The sequence below is a fragment of the Cellulosimicrobium protaetiae genome, assembly GCF_009708005.2.
Taxonomy (GTDB): Bacteria; Actinomycetota; Actinomycetes; order Actinomycetales; family Cellulomonadaceae; genus Cellulosimicrobium; species Cellulosimicrobium protaetiae.
On the sequence record NZ_CP052757.1, the window covers coordinates 183,978 to 195,844 of the forward strand.

Annotated in this window: 10 protein-coding genes; 3 read left to right on the forward strand and 7 right to left on the reverse strand. The window is 74.9% G+C overall.

All coding sequences use genetic code 11. The features are described from left to right. Positions 1-160: 160 nt before the first annotated feature. The 5 genes from FIC82_RS00800 to FIC82_RS00820 all read right to left on the reverse strand — a co-directional run bounded on the left by FIC82_RS00800 (position 161) and on the right by FIC82_RS00820 (position 3,343). On the reverse strand, positions 161-697 hold the full coding sequence (locus FIC82_RS00800; RefSeq protein ID WP_154797187.1) for a hypothetical protein: 537 nt from the start codon (positions 695-697) through the stop codon (positions 161-163). 88 nt (positions 698-785) lie between these two features. Further along, on the reverse strand, positions 786-1,478 hold the full coding sequence (locus FIC82_RS00805; protein ID WP_154797188.1) for a copper resistance CopC family protein: 693 nt from the start codon (positions 1,476-1,478) through the stop codon (positions 786-788). Between the two features lie 87 nt (positions 1,479-1,565). Beyond that, positions 1,566-2,261 (reverse strand): hypothetical protein, encoded by a 696-nt coding sequence (locus FIC82_RS00810; RefSeq protein ID WP_154797189.1) that lies wholly within the window; start codon positions 2,259-2,261, stop codon positions 1,566-1,568. A gap of 10 nt (positions 2,262-2,271) precedes the next feature. Then, positions 2,272-2,967 carry a Pr6Pr family membrane protein gene (locus FIC82_RS00815; RefSeq protein WP_168731363.1) on the reverse strand — a complete coding sequence of 232 codons (696 nt, stop codon included), beginning with the start codon at positions 2,965-2,967 and terminating at the stop codon, positions 2,272-2,274. Positions 2,968-3,139: 172 nt separating this feature from the next. Next, entirely contained in the window at positions 3,140-3,343 is a 204-nt protein-coding gene (locus FIC82_RS00820) for a cold-shock protein (RefSeq protein ID WP_154797190.1), read from the reverse strand. A 557-nt stretch (positions 3,344-3,900) separates the two neighbouring features. Between FIC82_RS00820 and FIC82_RS00825 the strand changes: the two genes are divergently transcribed. From FIC82_RS00825 to FIC82_RS00835, 3 genes are all read left to right on the forward strand, one after another. Continuing rightward, a complete protein-coding gene (locus FIC82_RS00825; protein WP_154797191.1) occupies positions 3,901-5,184 on the forward strand; it encodes an amidohydrolase in 1,284 nt (427 codons plus the stop codon). A gap of 100 nt (positions 5,185-5,284) precedes the next feature. Next, positions 5,285-6,829, forward strand: a complete 1,545-nt coding sequence (gene gadC / locus FIC82_RS00830) for a glutamine/gamma-aminobutyrate antiporter GadC (protein WP_154797192.1) — start codon at positions 5,285-5,287, stop codon at positions 6,827-6,829. 50 nt (positions 6,830-6,879) lie between these two features. Beyond that, positions 6,880-7,302, forward strand: a complete 423-nt coding sequence (locus tag FIC82_RS00835) for a hypothetical protein (protein WP_154797193.1) — start codon at positions 6,880-6,882, stop codon at positions 7,300-7,302. A gap of 9 nt (positions 7,303-7,311) precedes the next feature. Here the strand turns inward: FIC82_RS00835 and FIC82_RS00840 are convergent, their stop codons facing one another. Together FIC82_RS00840 and lysX are read right to left on the reverse strand one after the other, a co-directional pair. Further along, entirely contained in the window at positions 7,312-8,511 is a 1,200-nt protein-coding gene (locus FIC82_RS00840; protein WP_168731364.1) for an alpha/beta hydrolase, read from the reverse strand. 2 nt (positions 8,512-8,513) lie between these two features. Next, entirely contained in the window at positions 8,514-11,834 is a 3,321-nt protein-coding gene (lysX, locus tag FIC82_RS00845; RefSeq protein ID WP_154797195.1) for a bifunctional lysylphosphatidylglycerol synthetase/lysine--tRNA ligase LysX, read from the reverse strand. Between the last annotated feature and the right edge of the window lie 33 nt (positions 11,835-11,867).

Below are 11,867 nucleotides of genomic sequence, written 5' to 3' on the forward strand. Positions count from 1 at the left end.
TTCGGGGAGAAGAGGTGAGGGGGCTCCGGCGCACACGACGGCACGCTGCGGGCACACCCCGGTGCGGCCGGTCCGGGCCGGCCGAGGGGGTGGCGCACAGGTCGCGCGGGCACGCGGGAGCGGACGCCGCGGACAGGTCCGCCGACGGCGTCGGGAGGGGTCAGGCGACGGCGGGCGGACCGCGCCCGGGCGCGGCACCGCGCACGAGCAGGTCGCGGACCGTCGGCAGCGCGCCGACGGCGGGCGGGGCCGCGAGGACGACGAGGCTCCGCGGGCGGCCGGGGACCCGGCGACCTGCGAGCCACCTCCACAGCCGCCACAGGACGGCGTCGCCGTACCGCAGGACGAGCGCGACGACGAGCGTCGCCACGGCGTGCGCGCCGAGCATGGCGAGCGGCGAGGAGGCGTGCGCGTGTGCGGCCGCGTCAGCCGGGGACAGCGCGGCGCAGCGGTCGAAGACCACGTGCAGCACGAGCTGGCCCGCGCCGAGGAGCCCGAGCAGCCGCGGGAGCCCGACCTGACGCCGGGTGAGGGGTCGCACCGCGACGGCGGTGAGGACGGCGAGCACGCCCAGCGGGACGGCTCCCGGGTCGGTGCCGCCGGCGAGGCCGTGGGCGACGACGGACAGCCCGACGACCGCGGCGGCGAGCAGCAGCACCCGCACGCCGCGGAGCACCCCTGCTCCGGGCGACGTCACGGACGCACCCTAGCGGCAGGAGGGGTACGCGCGGGAGGGTCGGCCGCCGTCCTCCCCGCTGCGGGGAGGACGGCGTGGGCCGGCACGGTCAGTCCTCGGGGTCGTGCGGGGTGTCGTCACCCGTCGCGCCACGGCGGCGCAGCACGACCACGACGACGACCGCGGCGGCGACGACGAGCGCGCCGAGCCCCACGAGCACGGGGACGATCGACGAGCCGCCGTCCTCCGCGTCCGTGGCGGCAGGCGTCGCGGACTCCGACGTCGTGTCCTCGGCCGCGTCGGCCGGAGCGTCCTCGGACGCGGTCTCCTCGGGCGTCGCCTCGTCCGTCGTGGGCTCCTCGGAGACCGGCGCCTCAGGCTGGGCAGCGACGGTGAAGGCGAACGTGCCCTCGATGGGGTGGCCGTCGGACGAGACGACGCGCCACGCGACGGTGTACGTGTCGCCGCCGAGCGCGACGGCGGGGTCGAGCGCGAGCGTCGCGGTGCTGCCGTCGATCGTCGGCGCACCCTGCGTGACGACCGTCCCCGCCGAGTCGGACACCACGACCTGCGGCTCGACCGGCAGCGGCTCGGTGTTGAACGTCAGGGTGATCGCCCCCGGGGGCGTCGCGAGCTGGGCGCCGTCGGCCGGGTCCGAGGAGAGGAGCCGGTCGTGCGCGGACGCCGGAGCGGCCGCGAGCGTCGTGAACGTCGCGGTCAGGCCCAGGGTGAGCGCGGCGGTCGCGAGGAGCGCGAGGAGGGCGGTGACTGCCGACAGGGGTCGGCGCAGGGAGAGCGTCATGGGGGTCTTCCGTCCGAGGCGCGGCGGTCGCCGCACGGTGGTGCCCGTGGCCCGGCCGTCGCCGGGGCGGCCTCGTCGGGGGCCGCGTCAGGACGCGGCGAGGGGGCGCAGCAGTGCTCCCGACGGACCGGCGGGCCGAGGCGGTCCGCGGGTCGGGGCGCGGCGCGAGCGCCACCGGGACGCGACGTGCACCGTCCGGACGGGCGCGACGCCGGGGCGCGCCCCGGACCGCACGGGCACGGGGGCGCGGAGGGCCGCGAGGGGGGTCACCCAGGCGAGGAATCGTTCGAGCGCCCGCTCCCCGCGCGCGAGGACGAGCGCGAGCACGACGGTCGCCGTCCCGTGCGCGAGGACCATCCACAGCCCCGCGGTGCCCGACGTCGTCAGGTGCTCCGGGTGCACGAGGCTCGCCCCGCCGTCCGACAGGACCGGCGTGCCGACGGGCGCCGCGCACACGACGTCGCCGACCGACGCGGCGTGCGCGCCGTGGCCGGAGGTCACGCCCGTCGGGACGCACGACGCCCCGGGTGCGAGCACGACGAGCGCCTGGTGCAGCGCGACCTGCGCGCCGCCGAGGAGGACGACGAGCCGGGCGGGCGTGAACCGCAGGCGTGCGGCCGCGGTCGTGCCCGCGAGCGTGAACGCGGCGAGCGCGGCGAGGACCAGCGGGTCCGGGAGGGCTCCCCCGGCGACGCGGTGCGCGAACGCCGTCAGCGCGAGCACGAGGGTCGCCACGAGCGCGGCGCGGGCGACGCGCAGCGGACCGACGACCAGGGAGGGCACGACGGCCACCTTAGCGCGACGCGGGCGCGTCGTCCGGGCTGCCCGCCGCCCCCCTCGTCTCCGGGGACGCCGCGGCGGGCGAACGGTCCGTGTACCGGCCGACGGCGGGGCCGGTGGGCAGGAGCCGGTCGATCCCGACGATGACGAGGCCGAGCACGAGGAAGCCCGCCCCGTACAGCACGACGTTGACGAGCAGACCGGTCCACCCCAGCGCGTCGAGGTCGACGAACCCGTACGGGTACTCGCTGCCGGGGCTGACGAACCCGCGGATCGTCGTGAACGCGAAGTACGCCAGCGGGTACAGCAGCCAGCGCGCGGCGTCGAGGCCGCGCAGGCGCCGGTGGGCGTCGAGCAGGAGGAAGTCGACGAAGACGGCGAGCGGCAGCAGCTCGTGCTCGATCTGGCCGTCGGTCAGGCCGAGGAGCACGGCCGGGGCGTCGGGGTCCTCGGGCGCGAGCACGAGGTTCGCGACGAGCCCGGTGATCGCGGCGAACAGCGTCACGCCGCCCTTGAGCCACCCCGGCGGCTGCCGCCGGCGCAGGAGCGACGCCACACCGGCCCACGTGAACACGACGGCGATGAGGAAGCCCGTCTGGTTCGTGAAGTAGATCAGCCCCTCGACGTCGCCGTCGCGCCAGATGGCGCGCGTCCCGACGAGGGCGAGGACGACGAGGAACAGCCGGAACAGTCCGACGACGACGTGCATGCGAGCTCCTTCGCGCGCGGTGCGGTGGTGCGCTCAGGAGCCTAGTGCGCCCTGCCCACCCCGGCGCTACCGTCACCTCGTCCGTGCCCGGGAACGCCGAAGGGCCGTGCGACTGCACGGCCCTCCGGGACGTCGTCGCCCGCACGGCGCTGCGCGCCGTGCGGGTGGGACGTCAGAGCGACTGGATGTTCGTCGCCTGCGGGCCCTTGGGACCCTGGGTGACGTCGAACGAGACGCTCTGGTTCTCCTCGAGCGAGCGGTAGCCGCTCGAGGCGATCTCGCTGTAGTGGGCGAACACGTCGGCGGTGCCGTCGGAGGGGGCGATGAAGCCGAACCCCTTCTCCGCGTTGAACCACTTCACGGTGCCTGTAGCCATGGTGTCTTCTCTCGTTGATGCGACGGACCCACGAGCGCGGGTCCGGTGGTCGCGCCCCGCAGGGCGCCGACGGTCGTGGGGGCGGGACCCGCGAGGGCCCGCCGGGCGTTCACGCGGGGCGACGAGGTGCCGCTTCGCGTGGTGCAGGTCGGCGACGACGCCCACCGGCCGCGTGTAGCGGTCGTGGACGTGGAAGCCGTCGGGGAGTCGGGTGACCAGACCGGCGTACTCGCCGTCCGCCGTCGCGACCCACAGGTCGCCGTCGGCGCGGCGCAGCACCAGGTCTGGTCCGGGCGTACCCGCGACCGGCACAGCGGTCTCGGGGCGTTCAGATGGGGAAGAAAGGATGTTCTCTGCTCTCGCTCCGCGCTCCGTGGGCGGAGATCTCGACGGCAGCGTCTGCTGCCGGGCGCGCACGGTCGTGCTTCGATGCTGAGGACCGAAGATCGTCGCAGGACCGCGTCCCGCGACCTGAGCGCGACCTCCAGGATACCTCAGGAGCGTCGGCCTGCGGGCGACGGGCCGCGACGACGCTTGCCCGGGGCGATGATGGGGGCATGACGACCTCATCCACCCCCGCACCTTCCTCCCGTCCCGTCCCGCGCACCGCACGCTGCAGCGTCGCCGTCGTGAACGGCTACGTCGTGCCCGTCGCCGCGGAACCGATCGAGAACGGGACCGTCCTCGTCGAGGACGGGGTCATCACCGCGGTCGGGGCGGACGTCGTCGTGCCCGACGGCGTCCCCACCCTCGACGCGCGCGGCCGCTGGGTGCTGCCCGGCTTCGTCGAGGCGCACGCGCACATGGGCGTCATGGAGGAGGCCGAGGGCTGGGCCGGCAACGACACGAACGAGATGACCGACCCGAACGGCGCGGCGCTGCGCGCGATCGACGCGATCAACGTCGAGGACGAGGGCTTCCGCGACGCGCTCGTGGGCGGTGTGACGAGCGCCGTCGTGAAGCCGGGCTCGGGCAACCCGATCGGGGGCCAGACGGTCGCGATCAAGACGTGGGGCGGGCGCACGGTCGACGAGCAGGTGATCCGCGAGGCGGTCTCGGTGAAGTCGGCGCTCGGCGAGAACCCCAAGCGCGTGTACGGGGACCAGAAGAAGACGCCGTCCACGCGCCTCGGGGTCGCGAAGGTCATCCGCGCCGCGTTCGTCGACGCGCAGAACTACGCCGCGAAGCGCGACGCGGCCGAGGCGAAGGGCGAGCCGTTCGACCGCGACCTCGCCAAGGAGGCGCTCGCGCGCGTCCTCGCGGGCGAGCTCTACTGGGACCAGCACACGCACCGCGCCGACGACATCGCGACCGCCCTGCGTCTCGCGGACGAGTTCGGCTACCGGCTCGTCGTCAACCACGGGACCGACGGCGCCGCCGTCGCCGATGTGCTGGCCGAGCGCGACGTGCCGGTGATCTTCGGCCCGCTGTTCACGTCGCGCTCCAAGATCGAGCTGCGCCACCGCGACATCGCGAACCTCGGCGCGCTGGCGCGCGCGGGCGTGCGCGTCGCGATCACGACCGACCACCCCGTCGTGCCGATCAACTTCCTGGTCCACCAGGCGTCGCTCGCGGTGAAGGAGGGCCTCGACCGCGACACCGCGCTGCGGGCGCTCACCGTCAACCCCGCGTCGTTCCTGGGGCTCGACGACCGGGTCGGCGCCCTCGCCCCGGGCCTCGACGGCGACGTCGTCGTGTGGTCGGGCGACCCCCTGGACGTGACGTCGCGCGCCGAGCACGTGCTGATCACGGGTGCCGAGGTCTACACGTGGGACGCGACGGCGAACGAGGGCCGCGGCGCGGGCCGCGTCGTCGAGCGCGGCGAGCGCTTCCACGCCTGACCCGAGACCGGCTCCGCGCACGCTCGGCACCGCTCGCCGGGGAACGGGGGCGCCGCTACCGTTCCCCTGAGGGCGCACCGCGCCCGCCCGAGGGGGCGCCATGTCACGGCAGGACACCCGGCAGGGACCCCGACGGTCCGCGGTCCGCCCGGCGGCCGCGATCACGGTCACCTCGCTGGTCATGCTCAACGTGGCGGCGGTCGTCAGCCTCCGCGGACTGCCCGCCGAGGCCGAGTACGGGCTCTCCTCGGCGTTCTACTACCTCCTCGCGGCCCTGTTCTTCCTCGCCCCCGTCGCGATCGTCGCGGCCGAGCTCGCGTCCGCGTGGCCGGCGGAGGGCGGCATGTTCCGGTGGGTCGGCGAGGCGTTCGGGAGCAGATGGGGGTTCCTCGCGATCGCGATGGTGTTCATCGAGGGCTGCATCTGGTTCCCGACCGTCCTCACGTTCGCCGCGGTCACGCTCGCGTACACCGGGCCGGACGCCGGGCTCGACCAGCAGGTCGCGGACGACCGGGTCTTCGTCCTGGCGATCGTCCTCGTGGTGTTCTGGCTGGCGACCCTGATCTCCCTGCGCGGGGCGTCCGCGTTCGCGCGGACCGCGCGCTGGGGCGGCATCGTCGGGACGCTCGTCCCCGCGGCGCTGCTCATCGGGCTCGGCGCGGCCTACCTCCTCGGCGGCGAGCCGTCGAGCACGCCGCTCACCTGGGGCGCGTTCGTCCCCGACCTCTCGCAGCTCGACAACATCGTCCTGGCCGCCGGGATCTTCCTGTTCTACGCCGGGATCGAGGTGAACGCCGTGCACGTGGGCTCGATCCGCAACCCGGAGCGGACCTACCCGGTCGCGATCCTCGTCGCCGCGCTCGTCGCCGTCGTCGTGCTCACGCTCGGCACCCTGACGGTCGCCGTCGTCGTCCCGCAGGACGACATCAGCCTCACCACGAGCCTCCTGCAGGCGTTCGACCACCTGCTCGCCTGGGCCGGGATCTCCTGGGCGGGGCCGGTCGTCGCGGCGATGCTCGCCGTCGGCGTGCTGGCGGGCGTCACGACGTGGGTCGCGGGGCCCGCGACCGGTCTGCACGCCGTCGCGCGGGCGGGGTTCCTGCCGCGGTGGTTCCACCGCACCAACCGGCACGGGATGGCCACGAACATCCTGCTCGTGCAGGCGCTCGTCGTCACCGTGCTGTCGGTGATGTTCGTCGTGATGCCGTCCGTGCAGTCGGCGTACCAGCTCCTCAGCCAGCTCACCGTGATCCTGTACCTCGTCGCCTACCTGCTCATGTTCGCCGCGGTCGTGGCGCTGCGCCGCAGCCAGCCGGGGCGCCCGCGACCGTACCGCGTCCCTGGCGGTCGCGCCGGGGTGTGGGTCGTCGGCGGCGTCGGCTTCGTGGCGTCGCTCCTCGCGCTGGTCACGAGCTTCGCGCCGCCCGGCCAGGTCGCGGTGGGCAGCCCGGTCACGTACGTCGTGCTCCTCGTCGTGCTGTCGGTCCTCTTCGTCGCGCTCCCCCTGCTCGTCTACCGGGCGCGCACGCCCGGGTGGCGGGACGCCGAGTCGTCGTTCGAGCCGTTCACCTGGCAGACGAGCGGGTCCACGGACGACCCCCGGCAACGACCCGGCGCTCCCGACCACGCTCCGCACGGGCCCTGACCTGCCCCGCTCCCGTGGCGCGATCCGGGACGACGGCGGACCATCGAGTCATGCGCACCCGACCCGGTTCCTCGTCCCGTCGACCCGTACGAGCACCCCTCGCCGGCCTCGTCGTGCTCGCCGGGTTCCTCGCCGCGTGCTCCGGCCCGGGGCCCGGTGAGAAGGACGTGGAGTACGACTCGCTCGACGCGCTCCACGAGGCTGCGACGACCGCCGGGCTGACGTGCCTGTCGTTCACGCCCGAGGAGTCCGGGTCGCCCGACGTCGAGCTCGGTGAGTGCGACGACACGACGCTCCTGGCCGTCTTCGCCGACGGCGTCGAGGAGGACGAGTTCCTCGGCCTGCTGCCGGTCGAGCCGACCGAGGAGGACCAGGCCGCGCTCGCCGGGCCGAACTGGGTGGTCCTCGGCGACACCGGCGACCTCCTGGAGACCCAGGCGGGGATCGGCGGCGACTTCCTGTCCGACCTCTGAGGCCGCGCCTCACCCGCCGTCGCCCGCGTCCATCTGCCGCTGGGCGAAGACGAGGCCGTACGGGAGCGCGGTCGCGGCCATCGACCAGGTGTGCGCCTCGCCGGGCTCCTCGCGCAGCTCGACCGTCTGCCCCTGCTTCTCGAGGTCGGCCGCCATCTGCCGCACGGTCGTGAGGGCCTCCTCGGGCGCGTCCTCGCCGGAGTCGAGGAAGACGGGCATCGGGTGGGTGAACGTCATCGTGGGCAGGTAGGTGGTCGGCGTGTTGGCGTCGATCTCCGCCTGCGTCGAGAGCATCGTCCTCTCGGGCCCCGGCCCGGGGTTCCCGTACGGCTCGATCCCGAGGATCGTCCCGTACAGGTCGAGGTGGCGCAGTCCGACGTTGAGCGCGCAGAACCCGCCCGACGACATGCCGCCGATGATCCGGTGCTCCCGGTCCGTGAGCGTCGGGTACGTCGCGTCGACCGTGTCGACGACCGTCTTCGTCAGGTACGTCTCGACCTGCTCGCCGCCCTTCGTCGAGTCCAGGCACTCGGTGTCCAGGCCGCCGGGGCCCGTCCCGTTGACGGTGGGCGCGACGACGATCATCGGGTCGACCAGCCCCTCCCGGACCAGCACGTCCATCGTGCGCGGCACCCGGCCGGCGGCGAACCAGCTGCTCGGCTCGTCGGGCGACCCGTGGATCAGGTAGACGACGGGGTAGCGCGTCGGCCCGTCCGGGTCGAACCCGGGCGGCAGGTAGACCCAGGCGTCCTGGTCGTCGATCTGCTCGGCCGCCGTGCCCGGGATCGCGAGGGTGCGCACCTGGCCGCGGTGCGCGCCGCCCGGCGAGCGCGACGAGAGGTCGGCCAGCCCGAGCCCGACGAGCTGTACGCGGGCGGCGTCCCACGTCGGCACGTACCCGACGTACGCGTTGACGCCGATCGCGAGCCCCAGCACGAGGGACAGCACGCCGACGACGGCGAGGCCCGCCGTCGCGAACCGGGAGCGCAGGGGCCGGCGCGCGGCCTCGCCGCGCTCCCGCTGCTCCCGGCGACGGCGACGGGCGCGGCGCGCCCGCACGACCGCCCACACGACGACCGCCACCCCGAGCAGCGCGAGCCCGACGGCGACCGGGTAGCTCGTGAGGTACGTGCCCGTCGGCTGGAGGTCGCGCAGGACGTCCGCCGGGAGCGCCGGGTCCGTTTCCGGGGTCGGGAGGTCGGCGCTCACGGTCAGGACCGGCGCTGGGGCTTCACGAACGGGAACGCGAGGGTCTCGCGGATCGACGCCCCGATGATCGTCATGTAGATCCGGTCGACGCCGAGGCCGAGGCCACCCGTGGGCGGCATGGCGAACTCGAGCGCCGACAGGAAGTCCTCGTCGATCTCCATCGCCTCGGGGTCGCCCGCCGCCGCGAGGAGCGACTGCTGCGTGAACCGCTCGCGCTGGTCGATCGGGTCGATGAGCTCGGAGTACGCCGTGCCCAGCTCGGCACCGAACCCGACGAGGTCCCACCGCTCCGCGAGCCGGGGGTCGCGGCGGTGGACGCGCGTGAGCGGCGACGTCTCGACCGGGAAGTCGGTGTAGAACGTGGGCTCGACGGTCTGGCCCTCCACGAGGCGGTCGTACATCTCGTTGACGACGGCGCCGTGCGTCTCGTCCTCGCCGACCTCGATGCCGAACCGCGCGCACAGGGCGTGCAGCTCGGGCTCGGGGGTGTCGGGCGTGACCTCGGCGCCGACGGCGCGCGAGACCGCGTCGTGCACGGTGACGACGGGCCACTCGCCGTCGAGCCGGACCTCGCTCCCGTCGGGGCGGCGCGAGACGGCGTCACCGTGCACCGCGACCGCCGCCGCGACGACGAGCTCGCGCGTGAGGTGGCGCATCGTCGTGTAGTCGCCGAACGCCTGGTAGGCCTCGAGCGACGTGAACTCGGGGTTGTGCGTCGCGTCCGCCCCCTCGTTGCGGAAGTTGCGGCCGAGCTCGAAGACGCGCTCGATACCGCCGATCGCGAGCTGCTTGAGGAACAGCTCGGGCGCGATGCGCAGGTACAGGTCCATGTCGTACGCGTTGATGTGCGTGCGGAACGGGCGCGCGTTCGCCCCGCCGTGGACGCGTTGCAGGATGGGCGTCTCGACCTCGATGAACCCGCGCTCGACGAGCGACGTCCGCAGCGCGTGGACCGCCGCGGACCGGCCCCGGAGCGTCACGGACGCCGTGGTGTCGAGCGCGAGGTCGACGTGCCGCAGGCGCATGCGCGTCTCGGGGTCGGCGAGCCCGCGGAACTTGTCCGGCGGGGCCTTGAGCGACTTGGACGCCATGACCCACGACTCCGCGTGCACGGAGAGCTCCCCGGTGCGGCTGCGCACGACCGTCCCGGTGACGCTCACCTGGTCCGCGAGGTCGACGACGCGCCGCCACAGCGCGAGGTCCGCGGCGCCGTCGGCCGTGAGCAGCACCTGGCGCTCGTGGTTCTCCTCGCGCAGGACGGCGAAGCACACGCCGCCGAGGTCGCGCAGCCGCACGACCCTCCCGGAGACGGACACGACGTGGCCGAGCAGCAGCTCGTCGACCTGCACGAGCCGGTGCGTGCGCGGGACGCCCACCGGGTAGGCCGGCATGCCGGCGGCCGCGAGCACGTCGAGCTTCGCGCGGCGCGCGCGCTCCTGGTCGGTGAGCCGCTGCGTCGGGACGTCGAGAGCGAGGAGCGCGTCCTCCTGCTCCCGCACGGCCGTGCCGAGCTCGGCGTCGGCGGACGCACCAGCCCCGGCCCGGGCGGTCCGCGGGGCCGGCCACAGCGGGACGAAGCCCTCCGCCTGCCCGGCCGCGACCGTCACGGAGGTGAGCTGCGCGGGCGCCGCGTAGCAGAGGTAGCGCGTGCGCCACCGCGGTTCGTACTTCTGGTTGGACCGGTAGAGCTGGTCGAGCTGCCACCACCGCGACGCGGCCAGCACGAGCCGGCGCAGGAACCGTTGCCACGGGTTCGCGGCGACCGACTCGCCCTGCTCGATGAGCCCGCGGAACATCGCGAAGTTCAGGGAGACCCGGTCGATCGCCATCCCGGCGCCCTCGCTCGCCAGCGTCGAGATCATGAGCTCCGTGACCCCGGGGAGCGCGTCCGGCGAGCGGCGCATGTAGTCGAGCGAGACGCCCTTGCGCCCCCACGGCACGAAGGTGAGCAGGCCGCGCGGCTCGCCGTCGCGGTCGTGCGCGGTGACGACGAGGACGCGCGGGTCGCGCGGGCTGCCGAGCCGTTCGAGCGCCATCGAGAACCCGCGCTCGTCCTCACCGTGCCGCCACTCGTCGGCGGCGCGCGCGAGGGCCGCGAGCTCGTCCGCCGGGATCTCGCGCTGGCGGCGCAGCCGCACCGTGTACCCCTCGCGCCGAGGGCGGGCGACGGCGTGCCGCACGGGACGCATCGACGTCGCCGCGAGGTCGAACTCGCGCGTCTCGACGATCGCCTCGTCGCCCATCGTGAGCACGGCGAGCCCCGCGTCGCGATAGGCGCGCGCACCCTTCTCGCTCGCGGACACCACGCCGGGCGCCCAGCCGTTGCGACGGGCGAAGGTCAGGGTCCGGTCGATCGCGTCGGGCCAGGACGCCGGGTCGCCGAGCGGGTCGCCCGCGGCGAGCACGACCCCGCTCACGACCCGGTAGGAGACGGCGGCGCGGCCGTCGGCGGAGAAGATGGCGTCGCGGTCGTCGCGCGTCGCGAAGTACTCGAGCGAGTCGTCGCTCGGGTGCTCCAGCAGCAGGCGACGCAGGGCGAGCTCCTCGTCGGGCGGGCGGGCCGCGTCGCGCGGACCGGTGCGCAGGAACACGACGACGGCCAGCAGGAGCGCCGCCCCGGCGACGAGGCCGCCCACGAGCGCGAGCCAGCCCGGCGCGCTGCCGTCGATGGCGAACGGCTCCTCGTGCGGCGACAGGCCGACCGACACACCCGTCGCCCACCCGATCCGCTCCGCCGGCGTGTCGAGGCTCGACGGGACGACCCACAGGAGCGCGGTGACGATCGCCGCGGCGAGCGAGATGCCGAGCAGGAGGACGAGACCCGCGGCCCACCACGCGCCGCGCGCGATGCGGGCGGGGAAGGCGCGGCGGGCGGCGATCAGCACGACGGTCAGGACGAGGCCGACGGCGCCGCCCGCGTACGCGGTCCAGTGCACGTCGTCGAGGACCCCGGCGGTGGGGTCGGCGCGGTCGAGCACGACCGCGAGCAGCATGACGAGCGCCGACGGGAGCTGCCAGACGAGGATCACGAACCACAGCGCGACGCGCCGTCGGCGCAGGAACCCGCTCGCGACGAGGCCGACGACGACCGCGGAGAAGAGCGACGGGTACGACGGGACGTTGAGGACCGACAGCACCTCCGCCACGGGGCGCTCGGCGTGCCGCGCGACCGGCCGGAAGAGCAGCCCGAGCAGGAGCCAGAGGGCGTAGAGCTGCAGCACCCGCCCACCCCAGCGGGCGACGGCCTCGGCCCACGGCGACGCGCCGTCGGGCCGCTCACGGCGGGTGGGCGACGGTCCGGGACGTGGCGCGTTCGTGACCATGCTCGACCCCCGGTCCGGTCCGCCCGCGGGCGC